Below are 15065 nucleotides of genomic sequence, written 5' to 3'. Positions count from 1 at the left end.
TTCACTCGAACGTGTGTTTGGCGCAACCTTTCGAACCCGACTACCGTTCTCCACGTGCGAGCAATCCGTCGAAAGGGCCAGCCGTGACCGGAGAAGCCACCGGAGCCATCCACCCCGGAATCCGCACCGAAACCCTCCCCGCGAAACACCCGCACAGCGCCACCGTGCCGCCGCCGGCGCCCGCCCCGGGCACCGAGAACGCGCAGGTCCAGGGCGGTGCGACGCGGCGTCCGGCGGGGGGGCTGACGCCGCGCCAGACGCGCGTCCTCGAAGTGATCCGCACCTCCGTCGAGTCGCGCGGATATCCGCCGAGCATGCGCGAGATCGGCGAGGCGGTCGGACTGTCCAGCACGTCCTCCGTCGCGCACCAGTTGATGGCGCTCGAACGCAAGGGCTATTTGCGCCGTGATCCGCATCGGCCGCGCGCCTACGAGGTGCGTTCGCCCGACGGCGGGCGTCCGCTGGCGCCGGCCGGGCCGCACGCCGAGCGCGGCTCGCAGGCCGCGTCCTACGTCCCGGTGGTCGGCCGGATCGCGGCCGGCGGTCCGATCCTGGCCGAGCAGTCCGTCGAGGACGTCTTCCCGCTGCCGCGCCAGTTGGTGGGCGACGGTGACGTGTTCCTGCTCAAGGTCAGCGGTGACTCGATGATCGAGGCCGCGATCATGGACGGCGACTACGTCGCGGTCCGCCGCCAGCCGGTCGCCGAGAACGGCGACATCGTCGCGGCGATGCTCGACGGCGAGGCCACCGTCAAGCGCCTGCGGCACCGGGACGGCCACCGCTGGCTGATGCCGCACAACCCGGCCTACGAGCCCATCCCGGGCGACGAGGCCACCATCCTGGGCCGTGTGGTCGCCGTCATGCGCCGAGTCTGAGATGACCGGGGACCCCCACATACCGCCCACGGGCGGTCGTCCGGCGAACCCACGCCGAACGACCGCCCGTTCCGCGTCCGGGCCAAACCCACCGCCACGGTGCCCCTCGACCACCCACACGCCGCAACACCCCCTCGGCAATCGAAACGACACGGCCCACCCCCCGAACCGGCCCACGCCCCCCGCCCACCCCCAGGCGCGCCAGCGCCCCCGCCCCAGGCCGCCCGCGTGATCGACGCGCGCAGCGCGGAGAGCGGCGGAGCCGCAAAATTTGGGCTGGGTGACCCGGAGCGAAGCGGAGGGACACCCAGCCCCGAGCGAGGGGCCGCTTTTTCTTGGAGGAGCGAAGCGGGGGAAAGAAAAAGCGGTCCCTCGCGAGCCGGCGCGAAGCGCCCAACAAGCAGCAACGCCGCGCACACGACTCCGCCCCCGGGCTTCACTTGCCCGCGAGACTCCGCCCGCCCGCTTCTCGCCCCGCCCCCTCCCGACCCAACCCCTCGCGAGCCGGCGCGAAGCGCCCGAGAGTCAGTCCTTGTCGATCGCGGCCAATGACCGGCGGACCTGATTGCGGTCCTCCGTGTACCACAGGGGGGGCATCGAAGCCCTGAAGAAGCCGCCATACCGCGCGGTGGCCAGCCGGGGGTCCAGCACCGCCACCACCCCCCGGTCGTTCATCGACCGGATCAGCCGGCCGGCCCCCTGGGCCATCAACAGCGCCGCGTGGGTGGCCGAGACCGCCATGAAGCCGTTGCCGCCACTTTCCTGGACCGACTGCGCCCGTGCGCTCATCAGCGGGTCGTCGGGACGCGGGAACGGGATCCGGTCCATGATCACCAGTTGGCAGGACGGCCCGGGTACGTCCACCCCCTGCCACAGCGACAGCGTGCCGAACAGGCACGTGCGCGGCTCGGCCGCGAACCGCCGCAACAGCTCGGCCAGCGAGTCGTCGCCCTGGCACAGGATCGGCACGTCGAGCCGCTCGCGCAGCGCCTCCGTGGCCGCCTCGGCGCCGCGCCGCGAGGAGAACAGGCCCAGCGCCCGGCCGCCAGCGGCCTCGATCAGCTCGGCCAACTCGTCCAGCGTCCCGGTGTTCATCCCGTCGCGGCCCGGCGGCGACAGGTGCCGCGCGACGTAGAGGATGCCCTGCTTGGGATAGTCGAACGGCGAACCCACGTCCATGCAGCGCCACGGCGCCAGGTCGGCGTCGCCGTCCGCATCGTCCTCCCCCGCCGCCTCCTCGTCGTCGCCCGGCCGCACCGCGACCTCCGTGGGCACCGGATCGGGCGCGTCGGTCAACATGCCCTCGGGGCTCAGCCCCAGGCTGCTCGCCACGCCGCGGAAGTTGCCGCCGAGCATGAGCGTGGCCGAGGTGAGCACCACGGTGCGGTCGCCGAACAGCGCCTCGCGCAGCAGCCCGGCCACCGCGATCGGGGCCACCCGCAGCGACGCGCCGGTGCGCTCGTTGCGCTCCATCCAGATCACGTCGTGCGGCGACTCCCGCAGGATGCGCTCGCAGGTGTCGTGGATGTGTTCGACGCCGGCCAGCGCCTGGCGGCGGGCCGCGTCCTCGTTGCTCAGCGACTTGTCCCGGACCTCGCCGAGCGAGGTGATCACGCCCCGGCTCGCATCGCGCAGTGCGGTCACCGTCCAGCCCAGGTCCGGATCCACCTCGCGCAACCGGCCAGGCTCGCGCCCGTCCAGCGTCTTGCGGAACGCCTCCGAGGCGGCGTTCAGGTTGTCCACCGCGCCCTCGTTGGCCAGCTTGCCGGCGCGCCGCGCGGCCCGGTCGACCGCGCTCAGGCTCAGCTCGGCGGTGGCCACGCCCGTGGCCCGGCTCGCGAACTCGTGCGCCTCGTCGACGATCAGCAGCTCGTGCTCGGGCAACACCGGCGCGTCCTCCAACGCGTCGATGGCGAGCAGTGCGTGGTTGGTCACCACGATGTCGGCCTGCTTGGCCCGCTCGCGCGCGGCCTCGGCGAAGCAGTCGTCGCCGTACGGGCACCGCGAGGCGCCCAGGCACTCGCGCGAGGACACCGACACCTGGGCCCAGGCCCGGTCGTTGACCCCCGGGCTCAGGTCGTCGCGGTCGCCGGTGTCGGTCTCGTCGGCCCACTCGCGCACCCGGACCACGTCCTGCCCGAGTTTGCTCGTGGGCGCCGGGTCGAACAGCACCTCGCCCTCGTCGGGCGGCCCGTCGTGCAGCCGGTGCAGGCACAGGTAGTTGCCGCGCCCCTTGAGCGTGGCGAAGGTCGGCGAGCGGCGCAGTTGCGGGCGCAGCGCCTCGACCGTGCGCGGCAGGTCGCGCTCGACGAGTTGGCGCTGGAGCGCGAGGGTCGCGGTGGCCACCACGACCTTGCGGTGCGCGGCAAGCGCGGGCACCAGGTAGGCCAACGATTTGCCGGTGCCGGTGCCGGCCTGGACCAGCAGGTGTTCGGCGCGCGCGACCGCGCCGGCGACGGCCTCGGCCATCGATACTTGTCCGGGTCGCTCCGATCCGCCGACGGCGGCGACGGCGGCGTGCAGGAGTTCGGTCAGCGCGGGACGGTCGGAGTCGCTCATCGGGCGACAAGCCTAGATGCTCCGACCGACATCCCCGACCGCGCGGCCCGCTTCGTCCGACTCCTCCCCGAAGGTTTTCCGGCTCAGCCGAGCTTGGCCAGCACCGCCTTGGCCATGGCCTCCTGGCCGAGCGCGTTGGGGTGCACGGGGCCGGCGGGCGACTCCGGCTTGACGCCCTCGACCCACTTGGTGCCGACCGGCTTGCACACGTCGTGGCCGGCCGAGCCGGTGTAAGTGTCAACGTATTCCGCGCCCTGCTTGGCCGCCTCCTTGGCGATCATGTCGTTGAGCGCGGGCACCACCTTGCGCAGGTACGGCAGGTCGCCGTCGGCGACGGGCACCTGGGTGGGGCAGCCGGGGCCGCTCTCCGGGAGGATCGTGGGGTAGCCGACGACCAGGATCCGGGCCTTGGGCGAGCGCTCCTTGATGCCGGTGATGGCGGCGGCCAGCTTGGGCCCGGTGTCGGCGATCCGCTTGGTCAACTCGTCGTTGCCGCCCGGGGCGTACTTGTCGGTGCACGGCTGGGTCGAGGTGGTGCTGCGGCTTTGCAGCACGCACATCGTGACGATCTCGGAGAAGCCGATGTCGTTGCCGCCGACGCCCAGGGTGACCAGCGCGGTGTCCGGGCGCAGCGCGTCGAACTGCGGCGGCGGGGTGCCCTGGGTCTGCTGGCCGACCGTCAGGTCCGGGGTCCTGGCTCCCCCGCAGGTGACGTCGACGAAGCCGGCGATGTTCTTCTGCTTGGCCACCAGGTGCGCGTAGTTGCTCTCCGAGCGGCTGCAGCCGGGCGGCGCGGTGGGCACGATCACCGGTATCTTCACGCCTGCCGCGTACGAGTCGCCGAGCGCGACATAGGTGGCGCCACTGGCGGCGGCGGGCAGTGCGCCGGCCGGTGCGGGGGCGGCCTGCGTACCCGCGGGGGCGCCGCTCTTCGCGGCGGCGGATGCCTTGGCATCGCCGGAGTCGTCCGAGCAGGCGGACAGCGCGCCGAGCGCCGTCAGTGCGGCCAGGCCCGCGATCACCCTGCGAGTTGTGCGCACGAGCGCTCCCCTCTCGTCGTTGCCCGCCCATTACCCGTCGGTAGGTATCGGCGTTCCGGCGAGACTACGGTTTTCCGCGCCCGAATGCCGGCCTCGGTGCCGGCTCAGTCGAGCTTGATCGTCTCGCGGCGAGCGCCCGCCGCCGCGCGCGCTCGCGAGGGCAGGTCCTCCAGCATGGTCAGGCACTCGCGGGCGGCGTCGATCTCGATGTCCTGGAAGGTGGCCGCGACCACGTCCACCCGCTCCTCGTCGGCCTCGATCACCACGCGCCCGTCCGGCCCGTACACCCCGCTGCGTCCGCACGCCGGGCCCAGGCCGGTGTCGCCGATGTGGTTGGCCACCACCGTGTAGCAGGTGTTCTCCAGGGCGCGGGCGGCGAAGTAGAGGTCGCGCCGGTGTTCGCCGTCGCCGCGCGTGTACACCCCCGGGCACAGGTACGCGTCGCAACCGTCGTGCACGGCCGCGCGCGCGTGTTCGGGAAAGCTCACGTCGTAGGCGCTGCCCAGGCCCAGCCGCCAGCCGGCGATCTCGATCGTGCAGCCGTGGTCGCCGGGGCGGAACAGTTCGCGTTCCTCGCGCCACAGGTGTTGGCGGTCGTAGGCCACGTGCGCGTCCCCGTCGCGGCCGATCACCAGCAGCGAGATGGTCCGCCCGCCCGCGCGGCGCACCGCGGCGCCGACCACGGCGACCGTGCGGGTGGCGTAGCAGGCGGCCTGCAACTCGCCGAGCCGGGTGTCGCCGGGCACGATGTCGCACGGTTTCACGTCGGGTCGGAACAGGTCGAGGTCGTAGCCCGACAGGAACAGCTCCGGCAACACCACGACATCGGCGCCGGCCGAGGAACCGAAGCGCACGAGTTGCGCGGCCGTGGCGACATTCGCGGGGATGTCGCCCGGCTGCGCCTGGGCCTGTGCGGCGGCGACCCTCAGGGGTTGCCTCGCGTTTTCGGCGACGTCGGTCACCCGCCGCATTCTGGCATCGTGATGGGGATCACACCATCGGCAAACCGGACAGGTTGTTCGTGAGCCCGGGTCGGATCGGGGTGCGTCTCACATGCACAGCGCGTTGGGCACGGTCCCGTGCGCGCCCACGTGCGGGCGGGTGGGGCGGTCCCGGTAGCCGTCCAGGAGCAGCCGATTGCGGTTCAGGCACAGCCGGTCGATCCGGGGCGTGAGCAGGTCGAACAGCTCGAAGCGGTCCCCCAGTTCGGGGAACGCCGCCTGGTGTTCCAGCACCTCCTCGCGCACCAGCGCCCAGAATCCCTCCTGGGGGATGCCCAGGTGGGCGACCGCGAGATCCGCGAGGTAGCGGTGGTGGCCGACCAGGAGCGCGGCGTGGATGAACTGGCACAGGTAGTCGGGCTTCTCCCGGAGCAGGACCGCGTCCACGTCGGCGGGCAGCGCGGCCAACTCCGGCAGCGGCCGGTCGCTGATGTTGACGTCGTCGACGAAGTCCTTGATCGCCAGCCGGACCGGGACGTCGTGCTCGTCGAAGACCACGATCGTGTTCTCCCCGTGCGGCGAGAACACCAGGCCGTAGCGGTACAGGCAGTGCAGCAGCGGCGGCAGCAGCGCATGGAAGAGCCGGCGCAGCCACACCCGGGGGGCCAGGCCGGAGCGTTCGATCAGTTCGACGACGAACGGCCGCCCGGCCGGGTCCACGTGCAGCAGCGAGGCGAGGGTGCGGGCGCGCTCGCCGGGGTCGAGGTGCGGGGCCAGCGGTTCGCGCCAGATCGCGCCGAGCAGTTCGCGGTACTGGTAGGGCACGCCGGGCAGTTCCTCGAGGACCGGATGGCGCACGGTGATCGACGCGGTCTCGCCGAGCATGATCACCCGGCATTCGTCGCGCAGGAACGGGTCCGCGTCGCGCAGGCCGTGCACCCACGCGGTGACCGCGGGCGCGGCGAGGGTGCGCTCGCTGGGCAGGCCGCGCCACACCAGCGTGTTGAGCACCGACAGCGGCAGTTTGACGGTGCGGCGGGTGGGGCGGTCCACGTTGAGGAAGGTACGGACCGACTGCTGGGCCAGGTGCCGGTCCTCGGCCTCGCCCAGCGGCACGATCCGCCCGGCGGCCAACTCCGGCGCGAACAGCGTCGCGATCGCCTCGTCCCACTGCCACGGGTGCACCGGAAGCCACCGGAACTCCTCCGGCGCCGACACCCGCGCGGCCAGTGCGTGGTGGAAGCGCTCACTGGTCGCCGGGCCCAGTTCCTCGTCGTAGAGCCGCTGTTCGGCCAGGCCCGGCACCGCCCGCCACTGTGCCAAGTCCCGGTGCACCGCGATCCACGGCAGCCGCATCGGCTGCCGCGCCTCGGGCGCGTAGGCGCGCGCGTCGCTCGCCGAGAAGCCGACGCGGCCCTTGTTCGGCACGATCCACGGGTGCCCGGTCTGGTGGCCCTCCAGTTCGGCGTAGCCCAGGTCGGCCAGCACGGCCGCGGCCGGCGCGCTCGCCGCGATCGCCGCGTCGGCGGCCAGCGTCGCGGTCAACTCGCGCACCAGGTGCCCTGCGGTGTCGCCGGCGAGGCCGATCACGGTGTGCGCGTCGAGCAGGAACTGGAGCATGTCCTCGGCCGGATCGGCGCCGCCCTCCCACTCGCGCACCACCGACGCCGGGTCCACGTGCCACGCGTCGTAGGCGCCGCGCCGGGCCCGGAAGCGGTAGTGCACGTCGCCGGACACCCCGACGGTGTAGGCGTCGCCGTCGGCGACGGGGGCGAGCAGTTCCTCGTAGGCGAACTCGGCGATCGCCTTGGCGATCATGTCCCGGTTGACCCGCCGCCACAGCTCCGGATCCGTGGAGGGCGCGCCGTGGCGCGCGGCGGGCACCCGGGAGGCGGGCTCAGGCGCTGCGTGTCGGGCGCCCTGGTGCGGCAGTTCGGCCTCGATGGGCTCCGCTTCCGGGTTCGACTGCGACATGGCGTACCTCTGCGGGGTCGGTCGCGCTCCGTCGGTGCGGTCGGCGGGCGGGCTCGGTGTCGCCCGCGGCCAGGCCGAACGTGGTGAACGCGGTGCGGATCGGCAGTCGGTAGACCGCGCTGCCGCACACGGAATTGAGGATGGTCGCGGCCCGGTGCGCGCCCAGGCCCAGATCGGGTGTGCCCACGCCGTGCGTGTGCAACTCGGCGTTTTGCGTATACAGGCCGCCGGTGATGTACGCGGGCAGGATGACCCGGTGGTCCAGGTCGATCAGCGGGCGCCCTGCGGCGTCGCGGGTGATCAGGTCCCACAGCGGGTCGAGCATCGCGGGGTGCCGCTGCGCGTAGCCGGTGGCCAGCACGACCCGATCGGTGCGGACGGTGAACGCGCGGTCCTGCTCGCCGTGCCGGCAGCCCAGTTCCACCCCGTCGCCGGTGATCCGCGCGGCGGTGACCGTCACATCGGGCATCAGCGTGGCGCGCACCCGGCCGCCGGCGATGCCGCGCTCGTACAACTCGTCGTGGATCGCGGCGATGGTGTCCGCGCTGATCGCCTTGTACAACTGCCACTGCTCGGGCAGCAGTCGGTCGCGCACCGGCTCGGGCAGGCCGTGGAAATAGCGCGTGTAGTCGGGCGTGAAGTGCTCCAGGCCGAGTTTGGAGTATTCCATCGGGGCGAACGCGGGCGATCGGGTCAGCCAGGTCAGCCGCCGGCTGGGGCCGGTGCGCCGGCGCAGCAGGTCCAGGAACACCTCCGCGCCGGACTGGCCCGAGCCGAGCACCGTGACGTCCTCGGCGTCGGTGAGATCGGCGCGGTGGTCGAGGTAGTCGGCCGCGTGCAGCACGCTGTCCCCGAGCAGGTGCGCGAACGGCTCGGGCACCACCGGTTCGGTGCCGATGCCCAGCACCACGTGCCGCGCGTGCACCCGGTGGTGCTCGCCGCCGGCCACGTCGCGAAAGTCGATCCGGTACAGGTCGCCCTCCCAGGCGACGGAGACCACCTCGCTGCCGAAGCGGCAGGCGGGCAGCGCCTCGGCGACCCAGCGGCAGTAGTGGTCGTATTCGCGCCGGGGCACGTGCAGGCGTTCGGCGAAGTAGAACGGGAACAGCCGGTCGTGCGCGCGCAGATAGGCCAGGAACGACCACGGGTTGGTCGGGTCGACCAGGGTGACCAGGTCGGCCAGGAAGGGCACCTGGAGGGTGGTGCCGTCCAGGAGCAGCCCCGGATGCCAGCTGAACGTGGGCGCGCGGTCCAGGAACAGCGTGCGCAGCGGCTCGACCCGGTCGGCCAGCGCGGCCAGCGCCAGGTTGAACGGCCCGATGCCGATGCCCACCAGGTCGTGCACCACCGCGCCGGGGTCGGCCGCCCGGCGCGGCGCGGGCAGGAAATCGGTCACGGCCGGGCACCCGATTCCCGCGCGGTACGCGGGCGCACCATCAGCGCGGCGGTCTTGTCCGGCAGGCGCACATCGCCCAGGCGCCTGAAGCCTGCCCGCTCGAACGCGCGCACCGACGCCTCGTTGCGCACGTCCGGCTCGGCCACCACGCGCATCGTGTCGGGCGCGGCGCGCAGCACCAGTTCGGTGACCGCGCGCAGCAGCAGCGAGCCGATCCCGCGCCCGCGCGCGCCGGCCGGCCCGATCAGCAGGTGGATGCCCACGTCGTGCGGGCGCGCGGGGTAGTGCCGGGCCAGATCGTCCAGGTCGGCGCGGTACAACTCCCAGTAGCTGACCGGCTCGTCGTCGAGGCAGCCCAGGTAGGCGCTGCTGTGGCCGCGCACGGCCTGGCCGGCCAGGTGTCGGCGCACCACCTCCTCGTCCCCGGCCAGCTCCCACCAGCGGGCGGTCACCGGGTCGTTCATCCACGTGTGCAGGAGCGGCAGATCACGCTTGGGGTTCACCTCGTGCAGCGAGAACCGGCCGACCGGCAGGGTCAGCGCACCCCAGCGGGCCGCCTCGGTGAGCGGGCCGGTCGGCCCCGTGCGCGGCCGGCGGGTGGTCAGGCGCAGCGTCTCGGCCTCGGCGAGCGGGATCTCGGGGGACGAGAGGAATGACGGGCTCATACGGGGACGGAACCTCCTGGGGCCGGGCTCACGCGGGGACGTCGGCGAGCGGATTGCGGATGTGCACGTAGATCGACTGGGTGGCGACCGGCCCGACGAGTTCGTCGAGGCCGTGCAGGCGGGTCAGCAGGTTGGCCTTGCAGCGCGGACGCGGATCGGTGAGCAGCGAGCGCGCGGCGCCGCTGTCCTCGGCGTAACGGGCCAGCAGGGCGCGCAGCCGGGCCAGCAGGACCCCCTCCTCGACCAGCCCCTGGGCGCCGAACGCGCCGATCAGGCCGAGCAGGTTGTTGACCCCCAGGTAGTAGGCCAGGCGTTCGTCGGCGATCTCGTCCGGCACGATCGTGTCGCTGGCCACCCCGGCCGCGGGCAGCCGGCGAGCCAGGTCGCCGGCGCGCGAGGCGCGGAAGTAGTAGCCCTGGTTGTCCCGGTAGCGCCCGCCCGAGGGCAACCCGTCGGCGTCGAGCAGGACCAGGGTGTTCTGCTGGTGTGCCTCCAGCGCGATGCCGGCGTGCCGGTCCAGCCACAACACCGGCTCGGCCACCACCGCCAGGTAGCGCTCGAACCATTCCTCGGCCACCGACGCCGGCGCGCGCCCGGAGCGCTCGGCGAGGGTGTGTACGTGTCCGGCCAGGCGCGAGGGGCCGATCCCGGGGCGTTCGGCGACCAGCGCGGCCAGGCACGAGACCCGGTCGCCGGCGCCGAACGGGTTGGCCCGCAGCACCAGTTCCAGGCCGGCGGCGGGCCGGTCCGGGCGTGGGAACGGCTCCGGCGGCGCCACCGAGATCCAGGCCGGGTCCCGGACGATGTCGAACGTGGGGTGCACGGCCCGCAGTTCGTGTTCCAGGCCGGAGCGCAGGATGCGGTGCACCTCGATGCCGCGCAGCAGTTCCTTGGGCAGGTTCTCCCGGCGGGAGTTGGTGATCCGCAGGCCGAGGGAAAGCTTGAGCATCACCTCGGCGTCGGGCCGGTACACCGTGCGCACCGAGGAGGTGGGGTGCCAGGGGGCGCCGGCGGGGCCCAGGTCGCGCAACCGGCCGGCGTCGAGCAGGGCGCGCAGGTGCGGGCGCCGCGGCAGGTCGCGGGCCTGCCACGGGTGGGCGGGCACGAGCACGGTGCCCTCGGGGGCGCGCAACTCCCCGGCGAGGTCGGCCAGCACGTCGGCGGCCTCCCGCTCCAGCGCGCTGTCCTGGCCGACCAGGTCGGCGTCGGCGGCGAACCAGTGCAGCGGGAAGGATCCGCGCAATTCCGGCGACCACGCGGCGTCCTCGTCGGGGTCGAGCCGGTCCCGGCTCTTGGGTGTGGGGTGCATCGGGTGGCCGAGCACCAGGGACTGCTCGGCGGCCAGGAACGGGGCGGTCCCGGGCGGGTCTTCGGGATGCGCGCGCCGGTGGGCGACGTAGCGCTCGGTGTGGGTGACCGAGTCGGCCACCCGAATCGCGGTATCACCGCAGGCCCCGCCCGCCGCGCCGGTCCCGCTCGCACTCGCCTCGTCGCCGAGCAGCAGGGCCAACGTGACCGCGTTCAGCGGCCCCTCGCCGTCCAGGTGCGCGGCGCCGAAGCGGTGCCAGCCCGCCGGCGACCAGTAGCGCACCACGACCGTCAGGGTCCGGCCGACCCCGGGCAGTTCGACGGTGAGTGTGCCCGACTCCGGTCTCGGCAGCGCGTGTTCGCGCACCCAGCAGCGGAGCAGGCATTCGACCGTCGCCGCGTCGGCGGCGTGCCGGGGGTTCGGCGCGTCGAGGTGGTCCGTTTCGGGGTCCGTCCGCACGGCGGACGGGTCGGGACCCGCGATGGTCATCGCTGCTCCGTGTGGTGTCGGTCGACCCGGGGGTCGATGCCCGTGAATCGTGAATCGTGCATCGTGCCGGAGGCGGCACTCGGGATATGGAGATTTCGACCCGTGTCGATTGTTTGGCGAGGATGGTCGCGAATATGCGAGGCGCGCGGGAGCGAAGATTGTTGATGGAGCGTCAGCCCGAGGTCGCGCTTTCCGCGCGCCCCGCCTCGACCACCGCGGCGAGCAGCGCGCCGAGGTCGGCGCCGGTGGTGTCGGGGTTGAGCAGGGTGAGTTTGAGGCGGACCGCGCCGGGCCCGTCGCCCAGTTCGGTACGGCCGACCACCGCGCGCCCCTCGTGCAGCAGTCGGCGGCGCAGCGCCGCGTTGACCCGGTCCGCCTCGGCCCGGTCGGCCGGGTCGTCGGGGTCGTGCCCTCGGGGGAGGTAGCGGAAGAGCACGCTGGTGAGCACGGGCTCGGCGGCCAGTTCCAGGTGCGGGTCGGCCCGGATCGCCTCGGCAGCGTGTCGGGCCAGGTCGTGGCAGCGGTCCACCAACGCGCCCAGTCCGGCCCGGCCGAGCGCACGCAGGGTGACCGCGATCTTGAACACGTCGGCGCGGCGCGTGGTGCGCGGCGAGTTGCCCAACAGGCTGACGTAGCCGGCGCGTTGGTCGTCGTCGGGGTTGAGGTAGGCGGCGCGCTGGGCGAGCGGCCCGAGTAAGGCCGCGTCGCGGACCAGGAACACCCCGGCCGCGATCGGCTGCCAGCCGAGTTTGTGCAGGTCCAGGCCCACCGAGTGGGCCCCTTCGAGGCCGGTGAGCAGCGGCGTGAGCCGGTCCGAGAACAACGCGCCGCCGCCGTAGGCCGCGTCCACGTGCAACCACGCGCCCGCCGCGCGCGCGACCGCGGCGATCGCCGGCAGCGGGTCGATCGCGCCCAGGTCGGTGGTGCCGGCCGTGGCCACGATCGCCGCGATCCGGTCGTTGCCCGCCCGCACCCGTCCGACCGCGGCCGCCAGCGCGTGCGGGTCCATCCGGTGGTCGGCGTCGGTGGGCACGGTGACCACCGCGTCCTCGCCCAGGCCCAGGTGGCCGGCGCAGCGGCGGATGGAGAAGTGCGCGGCCTGCGAGCACAGGATCCGCCGCCGGCCGACGCCGGGGCCGAGCGCGTCGCGGGCCAGGAGCAGTCCCATCAGGTTGGACTCGGTGCCGCCGCTGGTGATCGTGCCGCCTGCGCCGCCGGGCGGGAAGCCGACCAGGCCGGCGAGCGCGGCCACCACCTCGGCCTCCAGGGCCACCGCCGCCGGCGCCTGGTCCCACGAGTCGAGTGAGGGGTTCAGCGCGGAGGCGATCAGGTCGGCGGCCACCGCGACGGCCAGCGGCGGGCAGTGCAGATGGCCGGCGCAGCGCGGGTCGGCCGGGTCGGCGGACCCCCATGCGAGCAGCGCGGACAACTCGCGCAACGCGGCGAAGTCGCCCACCCCGATGTCCGGCAGCGTCCCGGGCCCGGGGCCCGCCGACGCCGCACCGCGCGCGGCCGGCACCGGCCCCGCCGCGCCGGAGCCGAGCACCCGGGCCACCTCGACCGCGACCCCGACCGGCCCACCCGACGGCAACGGCCCACCCCGCGCACCGACCCCGGCATCCATCGCGCCGAGCGCAACGTCCACCAGCGCCCGCAACGCATCGGCCCCGCCCACACCCCCCGAGAGCGACACCCCAACTGGGTGCCCCACCCCCCACCCGCCACTCACACCGACCCCGATCCAACAGCCACGAACCCAACCCCCGAAAACCCGCCGCTCCCACCCCCGGCACCCGCGAACCCACCACCCGGGAACCCACTCATCTCGGACTCGGCAACCCCCCACCCGACCCCCGAAAACCCGGCACTCCCACCTCCGGCACCCGCGAACCCGACGCCCCCAAACCCGCTGGTCTCGGACGCGGCAACCCCACACCCGCCACTCGGGAATCCGGCGCCCCCAACTCCGGCACCCTCGGACCCGACGCCCTCAAATGCACTGGTCTCGGACTCGGCAACCCCGCACCCGCCACCCGAGGGTCCGGCACCCTCGGACCCGACGTCCGGGAATCCGGCGCCCCCAACCCCGGCACCCTCGGACCCACCACCCGGGGACTCGGCGGTCGGGCCGCCGTTTCCGGTCCCGGTCGCCCCGTTTACGGATGGGGGCATCGAGGCTCCGGCACTCGCGGCCCCGGCTGCCCCCGGCCCGGAACCCGCCGCCCCGGCACTCGCGCGCGCGAACCGGGCCGGCCCGGTTCCGGCGCTGCCCGGACCGGCGGTCGGGCCGGGGTATCCCGCCCCGGCCGCCTCGATGGCCTCGGCCAGGCGCTCCAGGACCGCGTCGGCCTGGACCTCGGTCATCGTCAGCGGCGGCAGCAACCGCACCACGCTGTCGTGCCGCCCGCCCAGTTCCACGATCAGCCCCCGGGCCAGCGCCTCGCGCCGCACCGCGAGCGCCAGGCCGGGCGCCGCGGGCCGGGCCCCGATCGCATCCGGCGCCGCGTCGGGCTCGACGATCTCCACGCCGAGCATCAGGCCCCGCCCGCGCACCTCTCCGATCGCGGGCCGGCCGGGCATCAGGTCCCGCAGCGCGCCCGCGAGTTGTGCCCCGACGCGGGCCGCGTGCTCGTGCAGGCGGTGCTCGCGCACGAAGGCGATGGTCGCGGTGCCGGCCGCCATCGCCAGCTGGTTGCCGCGGAAGGTGCCCGCGTGCGCGCCGGGCCACCAGCGGTCGAGCTCGGCCCGGTAGACCACCACGGCCAGCGGCAGGCTGCCGCCGATCGCCTTGGAGACCACCATCACGTCGGGCACCACGCCGGCGTGGTCCACGCCCCACATCGCGCCGGTGCGCCCCAGGCCGGTCTGTACCTCGTCGGCGATCAGCGGGATCCCCCGCTCGGCGGTGAGCCGGCGTAGCTCGCGCAACCACTCGTCGGGCGCCGGCAGCACCCCGCCCTCGCCCTGGACCGGTTCCACGATCATCCCGGCCGGCGTCGGCACGCCGCCGCTCGGGTCGGCGAGCAGCGTGCCCGCGTAGTGCGCGGCGATCCGCGCGCCCTCGGCCCCGCCGACGCCGAACGGGCAGCGGTAGTCCTGTGGGAACGGCAGCCGCACCGTGTCGCCCGTGCCCGCCCCGGTCGCGTCCCGAATCGCGGTGTCGCCGCTCACGGCCAGCGCCCCCGCGGTCATCCCGTGGTAGGCCCCGGTGAACGCGACCACCCCGCGCCGCCCGGTCGCGGTCCGCACCAGCTTGAGCGCCGCCTCCACCGCGTCGGTGCCGGCCGGCCCGCAGAACTGGATGCGCCCGTCGCGCGCCAACTCCGGCGGCAGCGTGGCGAACAACTCCTCGACGAACCGGTCCTTGACCGGGGTGGCCAGGTCGAGCACGTGCAGCGGCGCGCCGGTGTCGAGCACGCCCCGGATCGCGGCGAGCACCACGGGGTGGTTGTGCCCCAGGGCCAGCGTGCCGGCGCCGGAGAGGCAGTCGAGGTAGCGCCGCCCGTCCGCGCCCTCGACGGTCATGCCGCGGGCCCGCACCGGCACGATCGGCAACGAGCGCGCGTAGGTGCGCGCCGAGGACTCGCGGCCGGCCTGTCGCCGCAAAATGCCCGGCACGTCGACACTCGCGGCCCCCGAGCGCTGCCGGCCGATCGCCGCACCGACCCGCCCCCCTCCATCGGGGCTCACGGCGTCGGCGGGCGGTCCCAGCGGGGTCGGGTCTGGGGCACCGGAGCGGTCGTCCGGCCTGGTCAGGGCGGCGGTCATGACTGCGGCACCTCCACGAGGGCGATCGGAAACTTAGGTAAGGCTTACC

10 protein-coding genes are annotated in these 15065 nt (G+C 74.1%); 1 reads left to right on the top strand and 9 read right to left on the bottom strand.

Going from position 1 to position 15065, the window contains the following annotated elements; translation table 11 throughout:
* Nucleotides 1-83 precede the first annotated feature (83 nt).
* Nucleotides 84-875, top strand: a complete 792-nt coding sequence (lexA, locus tag ACMXN5_RS23910) for a transcriptional repressor LexA (protein WP_379995978.1) — start codon at nt 84-86, stop codon at nt 873-875.
* A 525-nt stretch (nt 876-1400) separates the two neighbouring features.
* Here the strand turns inward: lexA and ACMXN5_RS23905 are convergent.
* From ACMXN5_RS23905 to ACMXN5_RS23865, 9 genes are all read right to left on the bottom strand, one after another.
* On the bottom strand, nt 1401-3434 hold the full coding sequence (locus ACMXN5_RS23905) for an ATP-dependent DNA helicase (RefSeq protein ID WP_439676916.1): 2034 nt from the start codon (nt 3432-3434) through the stop codon (nt 1401-1403).
* 83 nt (nt 3435-3517) lie between these two features.
* Entirely contained in the window at nt 3518-4474 is a 957-nt protein-coding gene (locus ACMXN5_RS23900) for an SGNH/GDSL hydrolase family protein (RefSeq protein ID WP_439676915.1), read from the bottom strand.
* Between the two features lie 104 nt (nt 4475-4578).
* The gene (locus tag ACMXN5_RS23895; protein ID WP_395788433.1) at nt 4579-5436 is read right to left on the bottom strand and encodes a carbon-nitrogen hydrolase family protein; all 858 of its coding nucleotides are present in this window, start codon (nt 5434-5436) and stop codon (nt 4579-4581) included.
* 87 nt (nt 5437-5523) lie between these two features.
* A complete protein-coding gene (locus ACMXN5_RS23890) occupies nt 5524-7389 on the bottom strand; it encodes an IucA/IucC family protein (protein ID WP_439676914.1) in 1866 nt (621 codons plus the stop codon).
* Nucleotides 7313-8785, bottom strand: a complete 1473-nt coding sequence (locus tag ACMXN5_RS23885) for a lysine N(6)-hydroxylase/L-ornithine N(5)-oxygenase family protein (RefSeq protein WP_439676913.1) — start codon at nt 8783-8785, stop codon at nt 7313-7315. The genes ACMXN5_RS23890 and ACMXN5_RS23885 overlap by 77 nt, the downstream gene beginning before the upstream one ends.
* Nucleotides 8782-9450 carry a GNAT family N-acetyltransferase gene (locus ACMXN5_RS23880; protein ID WP_439676912.1) on the bottom strand — a complete coding sequence of 223 codons (669 nt, stop codon included), beginning with the start codon at nt 9448-9450 and terminating at the stop codon, nt 8782-8784. The genes ACMXN5_RS23885 and ACMXN5_RS23880 overlap by 4 nt, the downstream gene beginning before the upstream one ends.
* A 28-nt stretch (nt 9451-9478) precedes the next feature.
* Nucleotides 9479-11248, bottom strand: a complete 1770-nt coding sequence (locus tag ACMXN5_RS23875; protein WP_439676911.1) for an IucA/IucC family protein — start codon at nt 11246-11248, stop codon at nt 9479-9481.
* A gap of 172 nt (nt 11249-11420) precedes the next feature.
* Entirely contained in the window at nt 11421-12941 is a 1521-nt protein-coding gene (locus tag ACMXN5_RS23870; RefSeq protein ID WP_439676910.1) for a pyridoxal phosphate-dependent decarboxylase family protein, read from the bottom strand.
* A gap of 32 nt (nt 12942-12973) precedes the next feature.
* Complete coding sequence (locus ACMXN5_RS23865) at nt 12974-15016, bottom strand: diaminobutyrate--2-oxoglutarate transaminase (RefSeq protein WP_439676909.1); 2043 nt, start codon at nt 15014-15016, stop codon at nt 12974-12976.
* Nucleotides 15017-15065: the final 49 nt, after the last annotated feature.

This window comes from Embleya australiensis (assembly GCF_051903075.1).
In the GTDB taxonomy this organism is placed as follows: domain Bacteria; phylum Actinomycetota; class Actinomycetes; order Streptomycetales; family Streptomycetaceae; genus Embleya.
The sequence above is the reverse complement of the archived record's forward strand: the minus strand, read 5'-3'. Positions and strand labels throughout refer to the sequence as shown.

What these genes read in the sequence shown, in the direction of transcription:
- ACMXN5_RS23875 (WP_439676911.1), bottom strand. Translation starts at nt 11,248, where the DNA reads ATGACCATCGCGGGTCCCGACCCGTCCGCCGTGCGGACGGACCCCGAA.
- ACMXN5_RS23865 (WP_439676909.1), bottom strand. Translation starts at nt 15,016, where the DNA reads ATGACCGCCGCCCTGACCAGGCCGGACGACCGCTCCGGTGCCCCAGAC.
- ACMXN5_RS23890 (WP_439676914.1), bottom strand. Translation starts at nt 7,389, where the DNA reads ATGTCGCAGTCGAACCCGGAAGCGGAGCCCATCGAGGCCGAACTGCCG.
- ACMXN5_RS23880 (WP_439676912.1), bottom strand. Translation starts at nt 9,450, where the DNA reads ATGAGCCCGTCATTCCTCTCGTCCCCCGAGATCCCGCTCGCCGAGGCC.
- ACMXN5_RS23905 (WP_439676916.1), bottom strand. Translation starts at nt 3,434, where the DNA reads ATGAGCGACTCCGACCGTCCCGCGCTGACCGAACTCCTGCACGCCGCC.